At 54.8% G+C, this 24,279-nt stretch carries 18 protein-coding genes; 6 read left to right on the top strand and 12 right to left on the bottom strand.

The features are described from left to right. Positions 1–344 precede the first annotated feature (344 nt). The 6 genes from ccoG to FF011L_RS26810 form a co-directional block, all read right to left on the bottom strand. Positions 345–1,718, bottom strand: a complete 1,374-nt coding sequence (gene ccoG / locus FF011L_RS10565) for a cytochrome c oxidase accessory protein CcoG (protein WP_145351644.1) — start codon at positions 1,716–1,718, stop codon at positions 345–347. Positions 1,719–1,724: 6 nt separating this feature from the next. Continuing rightward, on the bottom strand, positions 1,725–2,357 hold the full coding sequence (locus tag FF011L_RS10560) for a cbb3-type cytochrome c oxidase N-terminal domain-containing protein (RefSeq protein WP_145351643.1): 633 nt from the start codon (positions 2,355–2,357) through the stop codon (positions 1,725–1,727). Continuing rightward, complete coding sequence (locus tag FF011L_RS10555) at positions 2,350–2,529, bottom strand: hypothetical protein (protein WP_145351642.1); 180 nt, start codon at positions 2,527–2,529, stop codon at positions 2,350–2,352. The genes FF011L_RS10560 and FF011L_RS10555 overlap by 8 nt, the downstream gene beginning before the upstream one ends. A 24-nt stretch (positions 2,530–2,553) precedes the next feature. Beyond that, a complete protein-coding gene (ccoN, locus tag FF011L_RS10550) occupies positions 2,554–4,908 on the bottom strand; it encodes a cytochrome-c oxidase, cbb3-type subunit I (protein ID WP_145351641.1) in 2,355 nt (784 codons plus the stop codon). A 554-nt stretch (positions 4,909–5,462) separates the two neighbouring features. After that, on the bottom strand, positions 5,463–6,503 hold the full coding sequence (locus FF011L_RS10545; RefSeq protein WP_145351640.1) for a Gfo/Idh/MocA family protein: 1,041 nt from the start codon (positions 6,501–6,503) through the stop codon (positions 5,463–5,465). A gap of 336 nt (positions 6,504–6,839) precedes the next feature. Then, on the bottom strand, positions 6,840–7,412 hold the full coding sequence (locus FF011L_RS26810; RefSeq protein ID WP_246109853.1) for a hypothetical protein: 573 nt from the start codon (positions 7,410–7,412) through the stop codon (positions 6,840–6,842). A gap of 177 nt (positions 7,413–7,589) precedes the next feature. On the opposite strand from FF011L_RS26810, the gene FF011L_RS10535 reads away from it, so the two are divergent. The 5 genes from FF011L_RS10535 (at position 7,590) to FF011L_RS10515 (ending at position 12,789) form a co-directional block, all read left to right on the top strand. Next, positions 7,590–8,060, top strand: a complete 471-nt coding sequence (locus FF011L_RS10535) for a hypothetical protein (RefSeq protein ID WP_145351639.1) — start codon at positions 7,590–7,592, stop codon at positions 8,058–8,060. A gap of 497 nt (positions 8,061–8,557) precedes the next feature. Then, positions 8,558–9,172 (top strand): RNA polymerase sigma factor, encoded by a 615-nt coding sequence (locus FF011L_RS10530; RefSeq protein WP_145351638.1) that lies wholly within the window; start codon positions 8,558–8,560, stop codon positions 9,170–9,172. A gap of 322 nt (positions 9,173–9,494) precedes the next feature. Continuing rightward, complete coding sequence (locus tag FF011L_RS10525) at positions 9,495–10,559, top strand: DUF1559 domain-containing protein (RefSeq protein WP_218933121.1); 1,065 nt, start codon at positions 9,495–9,497, stop codon at positions 10,557–10,559. A 289-nt stretch (positions 10,560–10,848) separates the two neighbouring features. Beyond that, positions 10,849–11,880 carry a zinc-binding alcohol dehydrogenase family protein gene (locus tag FF011L_RS10520; RefSeq protein ID WP_145351636.1) on the top strand — a complete coding sequence of 344 codons (1,032 nt, stop codon included), beginning with the start codon at positions 10,849–10,851 and terminating at the stop codon, positions 11,878–11,880. Positions 11,881–11,976: 96 nt separating this feature from the next. After that, a complete protein-coding gene (locus FF011L_RS10515; protein WP_145351635.1) occupies positions 11,977–12,789 on the top strand; it encodes an SDR family oxidoreductase in 813 nt (270 codons plus the stop codon). Positions 12,790–12,917: 128 nt separating this feature from the next. Here the strand turns inward: FF011L_RS10515 and FF011L_RS10510 are convergent, their stop codons facing one another. After that, positions 12,918–16,505: an AsmA family protein gene (locus tag FF011L_RS10510; RefSeq protein WP_145351634.1), complete on the bottom strand. Its 3,588-nt coding sequence runs from the start codon at positions 16,503–16,505 to the stop codon at positions 12,918–12,920. A gap of 477 nt (positions 16,506–16,982) precedes the next feature. On the opposite strand from FF011L_RS10510, the gene FF011L_RS10505 reads away from it, so the two are divergent. Next, a complete protein-coding gene (locus FF011L_RS10505) occupies positions 16,983–18,398 on the top strand; it encodes an outer membrane protein assembly factor BamB family protein (RefSeq protein WP_246109852.1) in 1,416 nt (471 codons plus the stop codon). An 81-nt stretch (positions 18,399–18,479) separates the two neighbouring features. Here the strand turns inward: FF011L_RS10505 and FF011L_RS10500 are convergent, their stop codons facing one another. From FF011L_RS10500 to FF011L_RS10480, 5 genes are all read right to left on the bottom strand, one after another. Beyond that, the gene (locus tag FF011L_RS10500; protein WP_145351633.1) at positions 18,480–19,190 is read right to left on the bottom strand and encodes an ABC transporter ATP-binding protein; all 711 of its coding nucleotides are present in this window, start codon (positions 19,188–19,190) and stop codon (positions 18,480–18,482) included. Further along, a complete protein-coding gene (locus FF011L_RS10495) occupies positions 19,187–20,398 on the bottom strand; it encodes an ABC transporter permease (RefSeq protein WP_145351632.1) in 1,212 nt (403 codons plus the stop codon). Before FF011L_RS10495 ends, FF011L_RS10500 begins: the two co-directional genes overlap by 4 nt. Then, positions 20,395–21,567, bottom strand: coding sequence for an efflux RND transporter periplasmic adaptor subunit (locus tag FF011L_RS10490; protein WP_145351631.1), 1,173 nt, complete (start codon positions 21,565–21,567; stop codon positions 20,395–20,397). Before FF011L_RS10490 ends, FF011L_RS10495 begins: the two co-directional genes overlap by 4 nt. A gap of 550 nt (positions 21,568–22,117) precedes the next feature. Further along, positions 22,118–22,840 carry a 6-phosphogluconolactonase gene (gene pgl, locus FF011L_RS10485; RefSeq protein WP_145351630.1) on the bottom strand — a complete coding sequence of 241 codons (723 nt, stop codon included), beginning with the start codon at positions 22,838–22,840 and terminating at the stop codon, positions 22,118–22,120. Between the two features lie 401 nt (positions 22,841–23,241). Next, positions 23,242–24,237: an AEC family transporter gene (locus tag FF011L_RS10480; protein ID WP_246109851.1), complete on the bottom strand. Its 996-nt coding sequence runs from the start codon at positions 24,235–24,237 to the stop codon at positions 23,242–23,244. Positions 24,238–24,279 lie beyond the last annotated feature (42 nt).

Raw genomic sequence — 24,279 nt, 5'->3', positions numbered from 1 at the left:
TTTTCTTAGCGGAACGGCGCGAGCCGTCCGGCAGATGCATTGTCGATGCTCGCACTTGCTGGGCGACTTGTGTTCAGTGCTGACTGGGTTGCCAAATTTTCTTAGCGGTACGGCGCGAGCCGTCCGGCAGGTGTATTGTCGATGCTCGCACTTGCTGGGCGGCTTGCGTTCAGTGCTGACTAGGTTGCCAAATTTTCTTAGCGGTACGGCGCGAGCCGTCCGGCAGGTGCATTGTCGATGCGCGCACTTGCCGGACGGCTCGCGCCGTTCCGCTAAGAGATAGCACGCGCACACGCCGGACGGGACGATGGCGGCTTTGGAAAAAGCTGCCACCGATCGCTGCCTTAGCGTGGGCCTAACAGATGAAACCGGATCGATTGCCCGGCTTCGTTTTCGGTGGCGACCTCTAGCTCGACTGGCGCGTTCCCTTTGTCTCGGGTCAAGGATGCCGGGAAGTCGACGTTGACCGGGATCGAAGTCTGTTCGCCAGCAGGCACAGTCAGCCGCTCGGGATCCAGAATCTGCAATTTCGCCTTCTCGGGCGATACGACCGTTACAGTAAACGTTTGGGTCTGAGCCGAGCGATTGGTGAGCTCCAGAAAAAAGCGATTGGTGACTTGCCCGATCCGCACAACCGAATAGGGCTCACCACGACCTCGAGATAATTGAGCATCGAAGTTCGCGTGGGTCGCCAACGCAAACGCTAGCCCTCCGAAAACAACCGCCAGGATCATACTGTAGATTATCGTCCGTGGACGCAGCAGGCGATTCTTCTTCCCCGCGATCGCATCCTGCGAACTGTAACGGATCAACCCCCGAGGCGTACCGACGCTATCCATCACATGATCGCACGCATCGATGCACTGGGTGCAGTTAATGCACTCCATCTGCAAACCTTCACGAATATCGATACCGGTTGGACAGACGACCACACACTGATTGCAATCAACGCAATCGCCAACCGCTTCCCCTTCGCGATGTTTACCTTTCTTACGCGGTTCGCCTCGGACATGGTCATAGCCAACGATCAGCGACTGCTCATCCAGCATGACCGATTGAAAACGTCCATACGGGCAGGCCAACGTGCACATCTGCTCGCGAAAATAGAGAAAATCAAACAGCATCAAGCCAGTGGTTCCCCCCATGACCAGAAATGCGATCGGATGTTCCGCTGGCGAACTCTGAATCCACGACAACAGGATTTTTGGGCTGACAAAATAGGCTAAGAACGTATGTGCTAGAAACATACAGAGCAGCACGTACGTCACCAGGCGAGCAATCTTCCAGCCTGCAGAACGACCTTTGCGGGGCGTTCCTCCCTTGCCCGTGGTACCGTCAAAAAGACGATCCAAGGGGCGAAACAGATACTCCATGTAGACCGTTTGAGGACACGCCCACCCGCACCAAAGACGCCCGGCCAACGCGGTTATCAAGACGATCGACAGCAAAAAACTGAGGATCAACAATGCCAACAGCATCGTATCGGTGGGCAAGAAAGTCTTCCCCAGAATCGTGAATTCCAGTTCCGCGATATCCAACAGCAGGATCGGTTTGCCAGCGATTCGCAAATGCGGAACCACCACAAACAGCACCATCAGGGAGTAGGCAACCAACCGACGACGATGCCACCACTTTCCCGTCGAAAGCCGAGGGAGCAACCAACGACGACTGCCATCTTGTTGCATCGTACTGAGTACTGGAAGCGTCGGCGATTCCATCGCGAGCTAAGCCTTTGTTTCTTCGGGTTCGGCAGTTTCGGCCTCTGGTTCAACCGCTTCTTCTTCGGCAGGCGGTTCCGGCCAAGGAGCGATTTCCCTGCCCTCAGGAACACGTCCACCTTCGATATTCTTACCGCGTAGTGTTGCCACGTAAGCGGAAACCAACACGATCTCATTGACGTTCAATCGATCGGACCATTTAGGCATCGCACCGTTTCCTGCCCCATTGGCAACGACAGTCGCAATATCTTGAATCTGGTTGATGTTCTTGAAATGTTCGTCCGTCAGATTGGGACCAACTTGCCCCTGTCCATCGGCACCGTGGCAGGAGACGCAGTGGCTCTTAAAGACGGACTTACCAACGCTTAGCCAGTTGTCCTGCTGGGTAAACCGCAGGATGGTGGGTGCATCGGGTGTCAATTCACCGATCTCGGCGAACTGCAGGCGAGTATTCTCGGCACTCGCTTGCTCGTATTGCTCAATCGCCGATCGCCCTTCGACTCCGGTCTGGTAATAAACCCAGTACAGGGGAGCGAACAAGATGGAGAGCACAAAGATTGCGGTCCACCACGCGGGCAACGGATTGTCGAATTCTTCAATCCCATCGTAACAATGGTCGGTTTTCGGAGCTTCACTCATCACGCGGGTCCTCCACTTGATCACTCAGTGGGATCGAAGCAAAACGTTCGGAAGCATCGCTACTTAAGCGAAGTGCTCCGTAAAAAATGACAACAAAAGTCGCTACAAATAACCCCAGTGCGATTTCGGCACAGAGTGAATAATCAAGCGACGCTACAAGGTCTTTAATCATTTAGCCATGTCCAAAAGGAATCGATTACGGATTGCCTGAAGCGTCTTCAGTAGGGGTTTCATCCGCAGCGGCTTCTTCGCCCGCTGGAGCTTCGGCGGCAGGAGCCGTTTCTTCCGCTGCGGCAGGGGTATCGGTTTTCATCGCATCGACTCCCAAACGCTGAAGATAAGCGATCAAGGCGATCGCCTGTTTCTCATGCACCGAAGCAGGTCCACCTTGCTGGACAATATCGGCGGTGATTTCCTCAGCTTGACGTCTGGCAAGCGATTCAACATTCGCCAGTTCCTCTTCACTATAGGGAGCCCCCAAGTAGGCGGCTACTTCAACATGTGGAGCGATGGCTTTGAAATTCAAGTCTTCGGTCAGCAAGTGCTCGTAGCTAGGCATGACCGAACTTGGCGTCGAAAACGCGGGGTTTTCAAAGTGGGTCCAGTGCCAGAAGCTGCTCCGCAGACCACCTTCACGCGCCAGGTCGGGACCGATACGGCGGCTCCCCCACTGGAACGGATGGTCATAGATGAATTCACCCGGCTTGCTGTATTCACCATACCTTTTGGTTTCGGCCACAAAAGGACGAATCATTTGGGAGTGGCAGTTGTAACAGCCTTCGGAAACATAAATATCTCGCCCGACAAGCTCGAGTGGCGTGTAAGGTTTCACCGAAGCGATGGTCGGAACGTTTGAGCGAATCAAGAACGTTGGAATCAATTCAAACAGCGTTGCAATGACCACAGCCAGAGTGGTCAATACCGTAAAGCGAACCGGCAGGCGTTCCCATCGACGATGCCAACCCATTTTACCAAACAGGTCTAATTTCTTACCCAGTTCTAAGACCGGAACGTCATCCAGGTCACTCTTTGCTGGGACTTCGTCTTCATCGGAAATAGGCAACAATGCCGGAGCCGAGAAAACAGGGTCTTCATATTTATCAGGCCGTCCAATCCAAGTCATCATGACATTCACGGCCAGCATCACAACGCCGCTGAAGTACAGCAGACCGCCTAGAACTCGCAGCCACCATAGTGGGATGACCGATTCAACCGTCTTAATGAATTCTGGATTGCTGAGGTTTCCGGTGTCGTCCAACGACAACCAAGTCATCCCCTGCACAAAACCGGCAGCGTAGATCGGAATGATGTAAAGCAGAATCGCGATGGTTCCCAACCAGAAGTGGGTTCCAACCAATCGTGGGCTCCAGATCTTCGTCTGGAAGATTCTCGGAGCCAGCCAGTAAATCATTCCGAACAGCATGAAACCGTTCCACCCCAGCGCTCCCGCGTGAACGTGGGCAATGGTCCAGTCAGAATAATGGCTGAAAGCATTGATTGCCTTCACCGAAAGCAATGGACCTTCAAAGGTAGCCATCCCGTAAAACGTGATACCAACCACGTAGAACTTAAGAATCGGATCGACGGCAACCTTATGCCAGGCTCCTCGCAAGGTCAGCAGACCATTTAACATGCCGCCCCAACTGGGCATCCAGAGCATGATACTGAACAGCATCCCCAAGGTGCTTGCCCATTCCGGCAACGCGGTGAAGTGCAAGTGATGGGGGCCAGCCCAGATGTAGATGAAGACCAACGACCAGAAATGGATGATACTTAACCGATAGCTAAAGATCGGACGTTCGGCCGCCTTTGGCAGAAAGTAGTACATAAGCCCGAGGAAAGGAGTGGTCAGGAAGAACGCAACCGCGTTGTGCCCATACCACCACTGCATGAACGCATCCTGAACCCCAGCATAAATGCTATAGCTTTTCAGCCAGCCAGCGGGGACTGCCAAGTTGTTAAAGACATGCAGTACGGCAACCGTAACGATCGTGGCGATATAGAACCACAAGGCGACGTACATGTGCCGTTCGCGACGTTTTAGCAACGTCATGAAAAAGTTACCACCAAAAATGAACAACCAAACGATGGCGATCAGCACATCGATAGGCCATTCCAATTCGGCATATTCACGGCTTTGCGTGATTCCCAGCGGGAGCGTTATCGCTGCCAGGACAATAATCAGCTGCCAGCCCCAGAAGTGAAGCCCACTCAGCATGTCGCTCCACATTCTCGTTTTACACAGTCGCTGTGTACTGTAATAAACCGCCGCAAAAATCCCGTTGCCCACAAATGCGAAAATCGCGGCATTCGTATGCAGCGGTCTCAGCCGGGCAAAATTGATCTCCGGAAACCCCATTGATAGGGACGGAGCCACCAGAAGTGTTGCGACAACAACCCCGACGAGGGTTGCTACCAATCCCCAGAAAATTGTTGCCATCAAGAACATTCGAACGATCTGATCGTCGTATCGAAAATGCTCGAGTTTACCGGTGGAGTCAGGATGAGAAGGCGCAGAGTCTTGTGCGCCATTCGCGGTCACTGTGGCCATGGGATCTTGGGGGCATTAAATAGTGTTGAACAGCATTCCTATCCGAGCGGGAACGCGAGGCCTATAGAATAGCACCAAACAAGTTACAGTTCCCGTACCCAAGCGACGAATTTCTCTCCCTGCGCCGGAATACCACACCATGAAGTAAACGATTGGAAACGATGTGTCGAAGTGTGCGAAAAACCGCAGACCCAAACGTGCTTATGTGCACGATTTGTCGTTAAGAGGCGATGCATAAGAGGCGATGCATTGGAGCGCCGGCACCGAGACCGTGACCGAACCTTTTGATGATTCCGTAACGGCAGCGGATTCCAGACATCAACGATAAGCGATGCAGGGTAACCGCTTGGCAACGCACGCGGTTTCGATGCCGCCGGGCCGCGTGCGCCGGGCCGCTAAGAAAGTAGATGGCACTGGGCGCAAGCCGACCGGCAAATCCATTGGGCTTTCAATACGATTGCCCGACGGCACTCGCCGTTCCGCTAAGAAAGCCGACGGCAATGGGCTTTGGCCATTGCGCCGCGTTTGGTTAAGAACCTAATTCCCATCCACGCCTACGAAGAAATCTCGATGGGCTTGCCGGTTCGGACGCTTTCTAATTGTGCGTCACATAGCCGGAGTGAATCCGCAGCCACTTGGCTGCAAAGTGCTGGATGGATCTCACCCTGATCGACCGCTCGTGCAGCGGCATCCAGTTCCAACACGAAGGATTTAACCGGATCGCCGTCTCCGAGCTCCGGATGCTCGATCGATCCGTCGGCGTGCAAGATCACCGGTGCGATCAGCGAAGTCGATCCATCGCTGTAGGCGGCAAATTCAAAGCGAACGGTTGCTTCCTTGAAATGCACCTCATAGCCGTGAGTAAACCCACGGCCAGACTGGTCTATGACTCCACAACAGGCCGACAACACGACATCGGGATCGGACGTTGAAAAAGTCGATTCGAAATACTGCGGTGTTTCACCTCGCATGCGACCGCGCGTGAAGACGCTGGTTGGCATGCCAAATAGCATTCGAATGAAATGTGCATCGTGGACATGCAGATCCATCAACGGACCGCCAACCTTTTCGGGATCGTAGAAATCAGGGATCCAATCAGGAGGCCCGATGATCCGCTTAAACGAACCACCCAGTAGCTTCCCAAATCGCCCATCCTCAACCGCCTCTGCAATCAACCGGAACTCCGGCATGAACGGCAAAATATGTGCGACCAACAGTTGACCGGGCTGAGCCTTAGCGGCGACGGCCGCCGCGGCGGCTCCGGTTAGCGCCAGCGGTTTCTCGCAAAGGACCTTCTTGCCAGCTGCAAGACACTTTTCAACAGCATCAATATGCAGATGGGGCGGCAAGCAAATATCGATCAAGTCAATTGAATCGTCTTGAAGCAGTTCGTCCAGCGTGCTGTAGGTGGCTAAACCGGAGACATCGATCTGCGATGCGGGAGGCCCAAAGTTTCCCTGAATCCCGCGCCAATCGCCCGCTCGCTTCTTTTCGTCTCGACTGCAAAATGCGACAAGCTCCGCTTGCTCAGATGCTTGATAGGCCAGGTAATGAATCCAGCCCATGAAGCCGACGCCGACGATCGCTGCACGCATAATCCGATTTCTCGTAGTTGTAGTAGAACGCTAAGCCCAAAAACCAAAGGGGATGTTTTAACACAACTAAGAAGCAGTCGTCCCCTCCCGCCCGACGGACTCAGCGATTTTTTAGCCGCAAGAAAGCCGATCCTCACCATTGAATCGATGTGAATGTCTTTTTCCGCACCTCTCACCAAAATCCCTTGAGGTTCGAAACAATCCATCCTGGAGACAAATATCCCCGGAACAAAAAAACCCCGCAAATCCAACCAGGAATTGCAGGGCTTTAAATGGGAGATCCAATGTCACTGCTTTTCGACCAGCGTCCCCCAAACAAGGAGTGGTCGGTACTGACTAGTAGTGACGAGCCGATGAGCGATTAACGACAGGTCCACGTTGGCGGAAAATCTGTTTCGTACGCGAAGGCTGATAGCCTTCGTGGATCACTTCGCCTTCGACAATGGATCCATCGACGGGGGTTGGATGACCACTGTAGATTTGCTCGCCATGATAGTGTCCGCCGCCCCCGCCACCGCATCCACAATCGCCACCGCCGCACTCGGCTCCGCAGCTTGGACCGGCATCACAACCGCCGTCACAGCCACCACTGCATCCCGAATCACAACAACCAGCGTCGTAACGATAGCCCCATAGACTGGCAACGCCGCCGAAAACGGGGCGACAACTTCCGCACGACTGGCCGTTGTAATTCCCACACTGGTCACAGGAATCACCGCAACTGGCGGGCTCGTTGATCCACGGATCGATGTAACGTTCGCCACATCCGCTTTGGCAGCCGCCGCCGCAACCGACGGGGCCACATGCCATCGGGCCACAAGCCCATGGTCCGCAGCAGCCGGTCGCCAACAGAGCAGCCGAGGCAATGATGGTAAGAAAACTTGAACGAGTATTTTTCGGTAGACGCATGGATCGACTTCCTGTCTTTCAGCACGTAACGTTGGGGGGAGGTTGAGCGACCGGTTTCGCCTGGATTTTGGGTCTATCCAAATCTGCGGCTCGTCGCACCTGTTTGTCTATCGGCCTACCCAGTCGTTAAACTTCAGAAAATCCTCAAAACCGGAAAAGTTCTCCCAGGCGATACAAATGGCACGTTCCCCAGAGCGACGCGAAGACCTCGTGCGCGATGCTACAGCAATGACCGCAAGAGCCGAGTGGCAGGTCCCGGGGCACTCGGAACCGTGTGTTATCGGATTCCGCCCAACCGGTGCAGCGAGCATTTACTTTGGGGAACAGCCCGTCCTTCACTTCACCGCCGAGGGAAAAATTAAGCGTCTTTTCTTCGACGACCATCAGTGGATCGCGGATTCGGATGGACTGAAACGCCGCGAGCGAGCCAATAACACCTACCGCATGGAAGGACGGATGGTTGATCTAGACCCGCAATGGGTCCAGGAAAAACTGACCGAGCTATCTGAACAAACGAACAGACTTCTGTCTGCGATCCTGAATAGCACCGCGATTTGTTCGCGTGGCACCATTCCGGAAAGCGAAATGGTCAAGAAAATTGAAACGCTTCGGCAGCAGGCGATTCCCCTAACGCTTGACCGCCCCTGAAACGGGCTGGCGGCAGCCTCGAAATCCTAACCCGCTGCGCAAGCGAGGGACCGGGAATACCGTCTGCAATCCCTCGCTCACGCAGCGGGTTGGGATTTTCGGCGTTTGCCACACGACTGCAATCCGCCAACTTTAAAAATTGCACGCCCCGAAGCAAAAGCCTTTTAGCGGAAGAACCGGAAAATCTTCCTTTATCGTGGCCTCTTTGATAATGAAACGATGCCATCCAGCCAAAGCCGCAAAACTCAAGTTTTTTGCATTCTTCTGGGGCCCTAGCCCCTCAGGCTTTGACCTAGCACTCGGCATCGAGGATAATATGGACTTGAGCTGGATTCGGCATATTTCATTTATTTCTACCGAATCCAGTCAAACGTTCCTGCTCCGGTTCTTATTTCTATTTTTTGACGGCTTGCTACAGGTCCTTCCGCAGACCTGTTTACGGCTTTTATGGAGCAGGTTTGGCTTTTCAATACTGCGGAAATGTGGGAGTCCATGGCATGTCACTACCCGATTCGGGAGCTGCGAGCGACGAAACGTTGCTGGCTGAGTATCAAAAAACGGGTGATCGCTCGCTGTTTGAGACATTGATGCGGCGCTACGAAAACGAAATCTATTGTTATCTCCGCAGGTACCTGGGAGACAACGAGATGGCAGAAGACGCTTTCCAAGGGACTTTCCTACAAATCCATTTGCGAATCGAAACCTTCGATCTGACGCGACGCTTTCGCCCTTGGCTGTACGGCGTTGCGACCAACCAAGCGATCGACCTTCAGCGTCGCAACCGCCGTCACAACATCGCCAGCCTTGACCGAGTGAACGTCGCGGGCGAAAACGAGACGAAATGGAGCGAAACGCTGATCGGAGCGACTCCGGATCCGCTTTTTGAAGCTTCCATGAAAGAAAATGGCGAATGGGTTCGTCAGGCCGTCGATTCGCTCGCCGACCCAATGCGTCAAGTTATCGAATTGGTCTACTACCAGGGAATGAAATATCGCGAAGCTGCGGAATGCCTTGAAGTTCCAGTCGGAACCGTCAAGAGCCGCATGCACGCGACCGTGCAACAACTGCGAAACATGTGGGAAGACTCCCACGCAGTCAATTCATTGCCATAGCCCTGGCGATCCATTGAACCCGCAGCAACTTTGCTGCGTAGAAACAGCGTAAGAGGTTGAAGTTGCAAGATCGGGAGGGAACCGAACGGGGCAAGCGGCCTGTTGATTTAGTCCAAAGCGGAGAAAGATTGTCGCCTTTCGCGGCGCGAAAGGGGACAATCTCTAAATCAACAAACCGTACGCCCCCCCGGTGCCCGATGCGGCCCAAGCCGTGCGGTGGCGTAAAAACGAATCAAGTTAGATGGTTCGGTTTGCATTGCCTCTTCTTAGCAATTCCTTTCGCGCACCAAGCTGTTTCCTTCTCGTTTCCACGGTTCATGTCATGCATGAAGACCTTTTAGGATACTTGCTCAACGCACTCGAACCGCTTGAAATGCGCCGAGTCGAAGCGGCGTTGCAAGCGAGCCCTGAACTACGAGCGGAATTAGCTCGGTTGAAGGCTGCGATGGAGCCACTTGAGGAAGATACGTCTCCAACGGTCTTTCAGCCTCCGTCCGATTTGATCTCCAAAACGATGGCCGGCATCCCCCCACTTTCAGGGACTCCGGCACATTCCGACGGTGACTTAGAATCGAGCGAAACCACCGACAAACCCAATACCTCGGGACCTACAACCTCCCGAATATCGGCGTTGGGCAAAGCCCATCTCGCACAATCCGATCGCTTTCGTTGGAGCGACGTCATTGCCAGCGGAGTCGCGGCGGTGGTCCTGGTCAGTTTGGTACTGCCAAGCATCCTGAACCGACGGTATGAAGCAAGAAAGATCAGTTGCCAGGATAACCTTCGGCGGATCGGGGTGGCAGTTACAAACTACGCCCTCAGCGATCCTCGTCAGCAACTGCCTGCACTGAAGGCAGAAGGCCCTGAAGCCTTTGCAGGGATCTATGCGGTGCGATTGCACGAAGCCGGCCTGATCGATTCCCGCAGCCTGCTATGGTGCCCATCGCTCGATCGCCCGAACTGGCTTGGACAATCGATCCCAACGGTCACTCAACTGGCGGCTTCAAGCAGCCCACAACTGGCCGCACTCCAACGCGATAGCGGGGGTAGTTACGGATTCAGTTTGGGGGTGATGGATGGCAAGGTCTATCGCCCAGCGAAATACCAAGGACGATCTTCATTTGCGATCCTGGGGGATGTCCCGATGAAGGATCAGCAAAGCGATTCCGAAGGACTATCAGGCGGCAACTACGGGCATGAGGCTAAAGGGGTCAATCTATTGTTTGAAGATGGCCGGGTTCAGTTCATGCGACGCGAAGATGCCGTCTTAACGAAGGATCATCCCTTCCTTAATCACCGTGGACAAATTGCTGCGGGAATCAACCTGAACGACGCCACGCTTGCCCCCAGCTGGCAACCGCCGTTTCTGGATGCCCGCCAGCAGTAGAACGCCCGACCTGCCGCGAAAACGTCGGCCGTTCCTTCTGACACGCAGTCCCAAAGCCGATGCAGTGACGCGTGGGCCCTTTCATCAGCATCGGTACACCGCGGCTGCCTGCCGACCTTAAGTACCGATCAGGGAGCGACACGAACCACGAAAAAGCTTGCTCAAAGCTCCGGAGGATTCGTCTCTGCGTCTGGCTCTCCAGCCCCCCGGCACGGGTTAACACCGCCCTGCATACGGTTTATGCTTTCCGGTAAATGCGATCATAAATCACTTCAAAGGCGATTGAGAAATGCGTGCTATCTCCCTGCTAAAGCCGGAACGATTTGAGCAAGTGACGATCGCGGATCCGGGTTCGCCGGGGCCAGGGCAGGTCCTTGTAAAAACCCATCGCATGGGGATTTGCGGTACCGACGTCGGTGGCTACTTGGGCAAGTTCCCCTTCTTTGGCTATCCAAGAATCATCGGTCATGAACTGGGCGTCGAAGTCCTAGAACTTGGGCCCGATGTCGATAGCGTCTCGGTCGGTGATTCCTGCAGTATCGAACCCTACCTAAATTGCGGACACTGTTACGCATGCCGCCGTGGGTTCACCAACTGTTGCGAAACGAATCAGACCTTAGGGGTAATGTGCGACGGTGGATTGTGCGAACGTTTTCTCATCCGTGCAGACAAATTGCACGTGTCGAAATCACTGACTTATGAACAGCTGGCGTTGGTCGAAACCTTGGCGATCGGATGCCATGCTGTCGACCGTGGAGCGCCGGCTGAAGGGGACCACGTGATGGTGATCGGCGCGGGTCCGATCGGATTGTCAGCGATCGAGTTCGCACGACTGACCGGCGCGCGATTAACCGTCATGGACCAAGTTGCATCGCGACTGGATTTCTGTGAAAAGACTTACGGGATCGAGAACCGAATCCAATTCGAAAATCCCGAGCAAGCGAAGCAAGCGATTATGGAAATCACCGACGGAGATCGCTTTGCCCTGGTCATTGACGCCACCGGAAACCCTCATTCGATGACCGGTGCAATGCACTACGTTGCCCAGACCGGCACCTTGGTATACGTTGGGATCACGAACCAAGAACTCTGTTTCCCGCACGCGGTCATGCACAAGCCGGAAATGACGATCAAGGCTAGCCGGAATGCGATGCCAACCGATTTTGCTCGCATCATTCGGTTGATCGAAGAAGGGACCATCAACACCGATCCCTGGATCACCCATCGCGTCAGTTGGGATGATATGATTGAAGCCTTCCCAACCTACACACGGCCCGATGCAGGCGTTCTTAAGGCCGTCGTGGATGTTTCCGGAGAGTAGCGGTCCGCAGCCGCTTTCGATCCGCAGAAACGACCTTCCCTACGCGGGTATCTAGCCTGCAATCTTTCTGAATCCTCCTTTTTCAAAGTACAGACTGTGACCATCGATCTATTTGACCTAAACAAGCAAGTTGCGATCGTTTTAGGGGGAACCGGAGCGCTTGGTGGCGCAATGGCAGAAGCCCTCGCCGCAGCCGGTGCCCACGCGGTTGTGGTCGGACGCAACCAAGAACGTGGCGACCAATGCGTGAAGCGAATCGTCGATGCCGGAGGCGTCGCAAGTTTTCAACAAGCCGATGCGTTGCAAGCTGAATCGCTTTCGGAAGCTCGTGACCGGATCACCGATCAACTGGGCACCCCTTCGATCCTGGTCAACGCTGCGGGTGGCAATCACCCCGACGCAACGCTTCCTCCCGGCGGTGACTTCTGCAAACTTCCTCGCGAAGCTTGGGACCGAGTCTTCGAACTAAACCTTTCTGGCGGAGTGATGTTGCCGACGCAGATCTTTGCAAAGGGAATGCTTGAAACGGGACAAGGAAGCATTATCAACATCGCGTCCATGTCCGGAATGATCCCACTTTCCAGAGTGGTTGCCTACTCGGCAGCAAAAGCAGCGGTCATCAACCTGACTCAGTTTTTGGCTCGCGAATGGGCGACCGCAGGCGTTCGCGTTAACGCGATCAGCCCCGGATTCTTCCCCGGCGAACAAAATCGAAAACTGCTGTTCAAAGAAGACGGTGGCTACACCGATCGCGGCGGCCAAATCATCGGACATACGCCCATGGCTCGATTCGGCAAACCAGAAGAACTTGCCGGAGCGGTTATCTGGTTGGCTTCTCACAAAGCTTCGTCGTTTGTCACCGGCCAAAATATCGTCGTCGACGGCGGCTTCTCCTCGACCACGATCTAAAGCCGCGAGAAACGAACCGAGCTGTCGATTTAGTGAGCGTCGCCTTTCGCGCCGCGATGTGAAATCGCTTGGTGACGGTTTCCGGCCCCGTCCACGCACTGGCGAGCGTAGCGACGAAAGTGTCGGTGCTACCGCCCAAGAAGTTTTTCGAGGCCTCGATTGACTTGCTGCTGCAGATAATTTTCAGCCGTTTGCTGAGCCGCTTTCGCTCCCAAGCTGGTGATGGCTTGGCCGATGGCAGCTGAATTCAATCGAGGCGCCGAAAGCGTTCCCGAAATGGGCAAGGTGATCGACTCCCCCGCCAATGATTGCAGGTCTTGCCCCAACCAATTGGCATCCAGAGGAACCTGCGCGGTCATGCTTAGGCGGCCATCCACAGCGACGCTTCCGCTTGTGATCACGCGAGCATCATCGACGGTGAAGTACATGCGTTGATGAGTGACTACCGCGTTACGCATGTCAAATTCAACAACCTGAGCGGGGATCGTCAGCAGACGACGCGTCCGAGTGGCCGGCTGCCCGGCGGTCAGCCCACGACTGACGTTCTTCAGCTGTTCGATTCCGGCGATCACTTGATTGGCTAGCGGTCCGGCATTCAGTTCGACGCCCTGCACCGACAACTGCCCAGAAACCAGCGTGCGTTCTGGTTGATCAGGAACGACCACACACTGCGCCAAATCCAAATCAATGGTCCCCGCAATCTCGGTCGCATCGGCGGCCAATGGGGCAAGGTATTTCAGCCACTTCCTGGCCATCTCCGGTTCAAGCCTAATATTTTCGGCGAACCGCCCAGGCTGCTGCTCAAACCAAATGGGATTTTGGTCGTAGTGGACATCGCCTGCGATATGCAGACGCCCCAGTTCCATCGGTATCGTCGTCGGTTCGATCGTCGCGGTCGTGTCCGTTACCTTAAAATTTGCCACAGCCGATTCAAAGGCGATTCCGGAGATCCTTCCAGACTGCCATCCCAACGAGCCGCGAAGGTCAACCGCGAGCGCTCCATCGGCACGACGCTGCACCAGTAGATCAAGAGGCGCTGAATGCACGCCGGTCAATTCAACAGGTTGACCCGACAACGCGGACAATCGATTAGCGACCAACGGCATACGAATCTCCGCGGGCCCCTTCAAGCTGACTTCGCCCAGAATATCATTCCAGATTAAATGCCCATTAACGGTTGTTCGGAACCACTCGCTTTCAATCTGTACCTTATCGGCAACCGCTCCTCCGGTCGTATCGTCATAGCGGAACACGCCCTGAACCTGGAGGTTAGGCTCCGACCACAATGCGGTTGTCGCGGTAGGTTGAGGCCCCATGTTTCGCACGGGACCAACAAAACCGTTTGCTGCGGGAGCAGTCGTGCCTCCCGATTGATAAACCGACACATTCATCGCCGTCAGATCGGTATCGATCGACCACAGTCCATCCCTACCCTTTAAAGTTGCTGTCCCTTCGCCGGTCCCTTTCAACACATAACCGGGATCAGTACTCGGCACCCGATTATCGACATAGTTCACCTGTTGAACGTCTGATTTCCCTTTGACCGTAGTGGACGCTAAGGAGTTCTGGAATCGTTCGAAATTCATCCGCCAACCAATTTCCAATTGGGTTGATTCGATTGCAGAATGGCCGACGGCAGCAAACGAAACCGCTTCCCCTTCGAGCGTCAAGGTATTGGCAGCCAAAGTGTTTTCAGGCCATGCGTACACACCCTCAAAACGCAACTTCAAATAGGGCTGTGAGAACCGCTGTTCAACCCAAACCAACTGCGGACGCTGCAGATCGATACTTGCCGCGGAGATTTGGCCGTGGTCGGCGGCAAGCTGAAGGTTACAGTTTGCCGCAAAGGTCCCATCGATCGACTTCAGATCGGCGGGCAACCACGGAGCCGCCAACAACATCAGGTCGGACGAATTGCCTGTCGCCTGGACGTTCAGTGGAAGCGGATTTCCATCGACCGGACGGTTAACGGGCTGCAACAATTTCGCCTGACAGGTGATTCCATCCCCTTCCAGTTCGGCATTCAATCGATTCAGTTCGGTTAACGTATCGCCGCCCCAAACACCGACCGCTTCCAGCTTTGCCAGCAGTCGATTCTGCCGGATCGTTTGCCCCGCTGGCAATTGGATATACAATCCTTGTGCTGCTAGGTCTCCGCTCAGATTCCATTGATTCCCCTCACTAGCGGCCCAACGGACACTGCCATTTGCGTTGCCTCGTAAACTCGCTTCAGGCATCTCCACCAACGGTTGCAAGATGCTTGCCAGACGACTGAAATCCAGGCGAAATTCCCCGGTGCCTGAACGGAGGTCACCTTTCCCAATGGCCGTTCCAAAGGCGCTGGTCATACTTATTTTTTCAGCCGTTGCACTCCCGTTCAAGATCGCGAACGTCGCGTCGACCGAAACCGGTTCCAGCTGGATAGGGCGTCCGGAAGCTGTGCCGCGCAGTGGGCTGCTCTCGACCAGAAGACTTGTTCGATAACTGCCGTCCCCGCCAAGACCAGAATTCACTTTGGCGACGATTCGTCCCTCCGAAATTTCGGCTCCACTTCGCAGCGGCAACAATCCGGGAGCCGCGCGGGTCAACCTAGCGAGGTCGATGTCGGCATCTCCGCTGCCACTAATGGTTTCGACCCAAGCCAACGATGGGCTGGCACTACTAGGAATCGGAAAATTTCCCGTCATCGTGACATTTCCGAAATCGCATGCCGCTTGCAGTTGCTCGGTCTGGAGTGCCTCGTTTTGGTAGACCATTCGTCCGTTCAGACGCGCCATCTGATTGGTCCAGGTGCGATCTCCCAAGCGATGGTCGACGGCGACCAACTGGCGGACTTCGACGCCACTGAAGTTCGCTAACAGGGCACCGTCACCTTGCTGGGAAGCGACGATCAATCCGCTAGCGTCACCGCTCAGCCGATCCGGCAACGAACTGGCCGATTCCGGAAACCTTCGCTTGAGCAACGTGATCGCGTGAAGAGGAACACTTTTTAGTCGAATTTCGGTTTGCCATGCAGAGGCGTCCGCGGGCAGTGGCCCCGGCAACATCGACACAACGGCTCCCAATTCAAGTGAACCGCTAGCTCCCACGGGGTCGGTCAAAACCGAAGTTGCTTGGACCTGGACGTCCTCGCCGCGAAGGGCGACGGTCGATTGAATATTCCCAGCAAACCATGCGGTGCCGCTCCCTTTATCGGAAACCGTCACGGAGGCATCCTGGATTTCCAATGTTGCCAACACGGGCGGCCCGCTTGATTCTTCACTCATAAATTTGGCGAGATCATCCTCCAGACTGCTTCGCCCATCCGCCACGGCGATCTCTGCGACCAGTCCACGAACCCGGATGGTGCCGTAATCGGTCGGCTGCCGAAGCAAATCCATCAAAGTCAAATCGGTTTCAATCACATCCAACTTGGCGCGCGTTTCCCCGGATTTCCCTAAAACCGATACCCCTTGGATACGAACCGGTGTGACCCAACCGAATTCCAAGGATTCGAATTCGACGTCCCAGTCATAGCCAGCCGCCGCATCTCCGACCATTCCATCGACCATTCCCATTTTGGAAACGATGCTAGGAAGCCCCAAAACGAACATTGCTAGCAGCGCAAGGCCAAACAGCACCGTCGTCCGTTTACGCCGGCGCCGTTCTCCACGTCTTTGCTGAGTCCGGTCTCGCAAATTTTGAAAGAAGCGACTACTGATATTCCGGTCCGCCATGACACGCTCATATCCTAGGAAAAGAGGGCTGCACCAAAACGGAACCGCCACAGTGGCAGTCTAGGCGAAACGCCCCCCCTAGCCCAAGACAAGTTTTTGTTAAGAAAAAAGGGGAAATCGAGTGAGAACAGTCGGTTCTCGTCCATTCTTGGCTTTCGTAAAAGCGGAAAGCGACCCATCGTTCGCGACCATTTGTTTCTTAGCCGAACGGCGCGAGCGGGCGGTTGATTCAATCGAAAGCGGAGAAAAATTGTAGCGGTTGGCTGCTCGAAAGAAGCTTAAAGCGAGCGTTCTTTTGCGGAGCGAACGGCGACAATCACTAAATCAGCAAGCCTCGAGCTGTCCGGTCGCGATACCTGACAGCTTGCATAGGACGGGCAGATTTTGTGGTTATGTTGGATCCGAATGTGGGTTGCTTGCCATGCTGAGAGCAACCGGCCCTTGTTTTTGGATTTTCGGCGTTCAGTCGAATGGAAAATGGCAAATGGCCTAGGTATGGCGTTGATTCCCTACAGAGGGATAGGAGACTACAATTCAGGTGCCAACCGAACGAACGGTGGGCGTCCCGACCCCGAATCTCCACCCCGATTTACTTGGAATATTCGTATGCCGTTGTCTGCCTCCGCATGGTTGACCATGATTCGCCCTGCCCTTTGCACCATCCTGATGGCTGTCGGTTTCCAGTCGACCAGCCTAGCAGCCGACGCATGGCCAGAATTCCGCGGACCTCGAGGGGATGGGGTGGTTCCTTCGTTGGCACCTTCAATTCCTACCAAATGGACGCCGGAGGAGAACATCACCTGGCGCACCGAGTTGCCGGGCGAAGGCTGGTCATCGCCCGTTATTGGAGGCGGAAAAATCTACCTCTCGGCAGCGATGCCAAGTGACGACGGCTCGGATGACCGAGTGCTCTGTTTGCTGATCCTGGACCAAGCGACAGGCTCGTTGGAAAAAACCGTCAAACTCATGAAACAAGAGAGTTCGACGACTCCGAAAATTCACAACAAAAATTCCCACGCCAGCCCCACGCCGCTGCTTTCTGAGAATCGGATCTATATCCACTTCGGATACCAAGGAACCGCCTGCACCGATCGCCAAGGAAATGTGCAGTGGGTCAATCGCGATCTTTCGTTCAAACCGACTCACGGGAATGGTGGGTCTCCGGTGCTGGCCGATGGGAAACTGATTTTTACCTGTGACGGCGGCGATTCGCCTTCGGTTGCAGCGTTAAACACCAAAGACGGATCACTCGCCTGGCGGACTCCACGGCCGGTCGATTCAGCTCGCAAGTTTTCGTTTGCGACTCCGACGGTGATCGATGTCGACAATCAAATTCAAATCATCGCCCCCGGAAGCGATTGTGTCTTAGCCCTCGACCCCGCATCGGGAAAAATCATCTGGCAGGTTGCCTACGATGGATTTTCAGTGATTCCCAAACCGGTTTATGCGGATGGCCGGCTGTTTGTCATTTCAGGATTCATGCGATCGACCCTGATGGCGATTCAGCCAACAGGCAAAGGGGACATCACCGACACCCACGTCGACTGGGTCGCCAAGAAAGCGATTCCCAAAACGCCTTCTCCGATTGCAACCGATGGCTTGGTATTTGTTGTCAGCGACGACGGCATCGTCTCCTGCTTTGAGCAAACGACCGGCGAACTGGTATGGAAAGAACGCCTGGGCGGCGGTTTTTCGTCCTCTCCAACCCTGATCGGAGACCACCTATACGTCACTAGCGAGGAGGGCAAAACAACCGTCATGAAGGCCGGCCGCAAATTTGAATTATTGGCCGAAAACGATCTTGAGGAACGGTCCCTAGCATCGTTAGCCGTTGCCGATGGTGCGATCTACCTGCGGACCGCAAAAGCCCTATACCGAATCGAAAATCGATAAAGGGGTTATTGAAAAAGAAGACCGTGCGTCTATCGAAGCGATTGAAATTCCCAATGCCTTTTCGCCCTTGATGAAAAACATCTAGTGCGGAAGGCCTTGGGATTTTTTCATTTGTCCGTCTTCCATTTCATAGATGGTGTCAAAAACATCCAGCGATCGCTGGTCGTGGGTGACAACGATCACGCCAGCCGATTGTTCGTGGGCGACTTGAGCGAACAGTTCCATCACTTGGCGTCCGCGGTGCCCATCGAGAGCGGCGGTCGGTTCGTCAGCCAAGATCACGCTGGGATGATTGGCAAGGGCTCGGGCGACCGCGATCCGTTGTTGTTGGCCCCCTGACAACATCGAGGGGAAATTGTTGGCTCGGTCGCCAACGCCTAAGTAATCAAGCAACTCCATCGCATGTTTGCGTGACGACCGGGCCGATTCCCCATTCAGCTGCATCGCGATTTGAATGTTCTCAAGACCGGTTAAGAACGGGATCAAGTTTGACTTTTGGAAGATGAAACCGAGGTGCTGTCGGCGGAAGGAACGCAGGTTCGCGTGCGCAGTATCGCCGTCCAGAACCAGTTTGCCACCGATGGTGATCCGCCCCGACGTCGGTGGATTAATTAGTCCGACGGCGGTCAGGAAAGTGGACTTGCCGCTGCCACTGGGACCAAGCAGTGCAACGACTTCCCCTTTCGCGACTTTCATCGACGCATCTTTCATTGCGACGACCTCGGTATTGCCAGAACCGTAAATCTTCGTGAGCGATTCAGCTTCGACAGCAAGTGGTTTCGAATCGCTCATGCCAATGCCTCGTTCGGTGAAACCTTCAACGCTTTCCAGATGCCAAGCAGACTGGACACCACCGAAATCGCCAGCACGATCGCTGCCAACTGAATCAAGTCCGCATCCGCCAAAATGACACGGCGGGGAAACATCGGAAACAGTTGCCGCCCCACCAGATAAGCAATGGCAAATCCGACCATTCCCAGTATCAACGCTTGCTGCAAAATCAATCCGAGGATGACCGTGTTAGGGGCTCCAATCAGTTTTAAGAGTGCGATCGAATGTATTTTATCAAGCGTCAACGTGTACAGAATCAGCGCCATGATGATTGCTGCGATCAACGTTAACAGAACGCGGAACAGCCCAATTTGTCGTCGTACTTTCTCGACGCTTCCCTTCAGCAACAATTCTCGTTCACCTTCGGCGGTAAACACCGATACGTCGCCCCATCCCGAAATGATTTCCGCAACCCGGTCCGCATCCGCACCAGGTGACAGCGTCACCATCACCGCACTGATCTGCGGTCTCGCAATGCCAGGCAGTTGACTGGACGGTTTCCATGCGTTTTCGAGGATCGTTGGCTGCTGGATCGCAAGTTCAAACTTCTCGCCCCTCGCTTCGCGTGCGGCCCGTTCAAGTCGCACCGCTTCGCCGGGCGTGTCGAACTGAATCGCCAGCGCATCGGAAACCGTGCAAAACGCCAGCCCGTCGCCGCCAGAGCTGATCATGTTGGTCGTCGTTCCGACAACCTTGTAGGTTTCTTTGCCAAGCTTGATCTTCTCGCCGACTGCAAGCCCAAGTGTCTTGTCGGCGATGATTTCGAAATGAGCCTGCCCGAGCGGCCGCCCTGTTGTCAGCGGTATCCATTCGCCCCGGTCGGTCGGCCAGCTAAGACCTAGCACAGCAATCCTTAGTGGCTTTCCATCGCGCTGCCGTTGGATCGTGTGATAGACGAACTCGCGTGATTGAGCGACACCGGGTACCGCGGCCGCACGATAAACCAAGTTCGACGGGAGTCGCGACAATTCGGCAAACGGCCCGCGAGTGCCTCGTTGCACGATCCAAAGATCCGCGTCGACCCGGTCGATCAATAACGTTGCATCCTCCACGACCCCACGATAGATACCCCCCATCCCCATCACGACCATCAACAACATACCCATACCGACGGCGGTCAGTGCGAAACGTCCCAAATTATGGCGAATGTCTTTGACGGCAAGATTCATGATGATTTCTTTTCGGAAGAATTGGCAACTTCCACAACACGTCTTCCCTCGGTTAGGTTCGTCGCGGCGTTTTCGGGCGCAATCACAACTTCTCCTTCTTCAAGCCCCTCCAACACCTCCACCGACTCGCGACTGCGAACACCTAGCGACAAAGTCCGCCAAACCGCCACCCCATTCACATTCACAAAAACGCCAGTTGCTCCATTTCGGTTAATCAACCACAGCGAGGGCAGAATCAGTGCCTGATCATGCTGGGCGACCTTGATAAAGGTCTCCGCCCTCTGCCCCACGGCCCAGTTTTTTGGCAGCTCCAACACCTTTACATCGACGATAAACTCACGTGTTTCCCGGTCGGCTTCACGCCCGAGCCTAGCGACTTCGCCGGAACGAAATTGATTGGGTTCACTGCGGAACACGACAAGTGCCGGCTGGCCAGATTCCAGTGAAGACATCTCGGTTTCATCCACCCACGCACTGATCCATAGTTCGTCGGTGGAGATTATCGTCAAAATGGAACTACCGGGCACGACGATGTCGCCAGGTTCACGACTGCGTTTAACAACAAGCCCATCGAACGAAGCCCGGATTTCGGTATCGTTCAATCGAGCGCTGTGATACTGAGCCGTTTTTTCGGCAGCGACAAGATTCTTTTGACCTTCGGCGATCGCGGCTTCAGCGCGGGCAATGCCAGATTCGGCGACCGACAAAGCCTCGGACGCTTTCTCTTCATCCTCAACGCTCGCCGCATTTTTGCCGACCAATTGCTGGACGCGATCGTGACTCTTTCGAGCCTGTTGATAGACGGCTTCCGCCCGTTCTTTATCGGTTTTAAGACGCTCGATCGCCGCGGATGCGGCATCGACATTGGCGGTCGCAATCGCAACTTGCTGCGTCAATTCATCGTCGTCCAGACGGACAAGTAGATCTCCTGCCGAAACTCGATCGCCTTGATCAACCAACAATTCCACAACGCGGCCGGCGATCTTCGGACTGACCTTCGCTTCGACGCGGGCTTCAAGCGTGCCGGTCCCCATGACTTCCCCGACAATCGTGCCACGTCCAACAGGGTGGGCGAGCACCGATACCCGCGAAAATTTATACTGATAGAAAACGGCACCCAACACGCCCACGACAAGTGCGATCTTCAAGCCAGTCCAAACGTATTTCATTGCTGCAGATTCTCCGCGGTGAATCCTCAGTTATCTCACTGACGGCACAAGCGTGCGCTTCCTGTTGTTCATTCACCACTAACAATGAGTATAGAGGATACCGATCCGCTAGACCGGCGACTTCCATCGATTCGCCGATGGGATCCTGCGCGAAAGCCTTGGTTGACCATCGACGGCGCGGATCGTTACAGAGAAGAACAGCTTGGCGAGGTTGAAGCGAGCGAGCGATCGGTTCACTTGCCGTGCGATGGGGCTGACGAAAAGGTTTCTCTCCTGATCGCGCTGCATGGCACAAGATTCCACGAGCCGCGTGAAAGACTGCGAAAGACAAACGGAGCATCGCAAAGTGCTAAATCCCCGACGGAACAGCCTCTTGCAATTCTCTCCCCCGGCAGCCAGCTTCAGTGCGGGCCCCCCCCGCCGCAACCGCCTCAGCTTTCAACCGTGCACGAATTCCCATCAAGCCCCCACCGCAGGGCGAAGAGGCTTAACGTTTGTGTGTTGTGAACTCGCCTACGAAGAAGTATTGGCGAATCGAATTCGGCATGATTTAGCCGAGGTTCGCAGCAGCCGCTTCGTCGACATAGTAGGTCAGGTCGGCAGCGCCGATATGGGAAGCGGGGAAGCTTTCGAAATCACCCGTCTTCTGAATCACCTGCTGCAGAACTTCGGCTTTGTTCGCTCCGGTAATCAGGAATACAACCTTGTGAGCTCCGTTTAGCACGGGGCCGGTAAGGGTGATGCGTTTCTGTGCCGTTTCGGGATGGATCGCGACTTCGCAAACTTGATCGGATTTCAAGTACTGGCTTTGGTGTGGGAAAATCGAAGCCGTGTGTCCATCGTCCCCCAAGCCAAGGATGACCAAATCGAATTGCGGAATGGCGTCATCATCAATTTCGACTTCTCCGTAAATTTCGTTCTCGTAACGTGAACGCTCTTCGTCGGGATCGTCCTCACCGTGAATGCGATGGATATTTTCCGCAGCGATATTCAGTTTGCTAAATAGCAATTCGTTTGCAACGCCATAATTGCTTTCCGGATCGTCCGGAGCAACGCAGCGTTCGTCGCCCCAGTAGAAGTGAATCCGAGACCAATCGATTTTGTCTCCATAGTCCGCCGCCAAAACTTCAAACAGTTTGGTGGGCGTGCTTCCACCGGAGAGAGCCACATTGATTTTTTCCTGAGTCTGTGTGGGAACCCAAGCGGCAAAGTCGGCAGCGAATGCGGTCGCGAGAGCAGAGGGATCTGCAAATGTTTTTACGTTGGCGGTCATGGTAATGGCGTGCAAGTAAAGAATGGAGAGGTTTTAGCAAGCCGCCCAGAATACACGTCCCCGGGAAAATCGTCGAGAACCAAAGAGCAAGTAGAGTCGGTCACACCAAGATGCGTGTTTGCACGAAATACCAGAGCAGCATCCGTCGCCCGGCAAAGTATTGCTCCCAGGCAATACGAACGATCGGCCGGAGGCACCGACTTTCCTAGCGGAACGGCGCGAGCCGTCCGGCCAGCGTCCTGAATCCCGTGTGCATCTGCCGGACGGCTCGCATCCAATGTCACTTCCTTTCTTTCTTAGCGGAACGGCGCGAGCCGTCCGGCCAGCGTCCTGAATCTCACGCGTATCTGCCGGACGGCTCGCGCCGTTCCGCTAAGAAGGTGGTCCGCACGACGCGCCGCTTACCCGGCGGGTGAAAGTCCCAGCCATATCGCACCGATCCACATCCATAGCGGAATCGAGACCAATGCGATCACGGATGTCCCCAATGCCACGCGCACGGCGGTTCCTACATCCTGGTCATACAGGCGGACCAAAACGATTGGAAACGTGGCCGCTGGCATGGCGGCTTGCAGCAGCAAAACCTCCTTCAAGTTGGATTCACCAACGGCGAACTTTGCAAACACCAGCATCAAGACCGGCAAAATGATCAAGCGCAAAAGCGATGCGACTGTCAGGACGGCTTTGCCCTCATGCCAACGCATCCGAGGTAGATAATCGACAATGATCGCTCCGCTAAGCAACAGCCCCAGCGGAATCGCACAGGCGCCTAACGCCTGCGTCATTTGGAGAACAGGTTGCGGTATCCATTCGGCCCCGCCCGCCTGCTTCAGCCCCAGCCCAATCAAAACGGCCAAGAGGGGGGGGCTGCCGAAAATCCGCCGCCAGCGAGTCCCTGCACGCCCGGCGATCACCATGATGCCCAGGCTCCACAAAGCCATATCTACGCCGACATTGTGGATGATCAAAGAGACTTCAGCATCGGGGTAAAACTGCTGAGCCAAAGGGAGTGGGATGTAGCCATAGTTGGCGATCCCCGCACAAAGAATAAAAGCTCTTTTCTGAGCCGTTGTCGTCAGTCCGATCGCAGGCCCCAAGAAATGGGCGACCAAGGCTCCCATGCCAAACCCAAGCACCGTGAAAAGGAATCCAACCAGCGGAGGAAACCATGTCTCGGACAGCGACTGGACCGTGTCGCTACTGATCATGCGATCAAAAAAGAGCGCTGGCAGCAAAACGTTAGCCGTCAGGTTAGCGAGCGAGCGATCCGATTCGACCGTCAACCATCCGGTTTTACGACAGAACCCACCAGCGACCATCACAAGGAAGACCCCGGTGACTCGGGACGCGATCGGAAGCAGATCATCCATGAAGTCGACAACGCGAAATGTGGGCAAAAAACGGATCGATGAATCCGCAAAGCCTAACATTCACGATCA

The organism is Roseimaritima multifibrata (genome assembly GCF_007741495.1).
GTDB classification, from domain to species: domain Bacteria; phylum Planctomycetota; class Planctomycetia; order Pirellulales; family Pirellulaceae; genus Roseimaritima; species Roseimaritima multifibrata.
The sequence above is the reverse complement of the archived record's forward strand: the minus strand, read 5'-3'. Positions and strand labels throughout refer to the sequence as shown.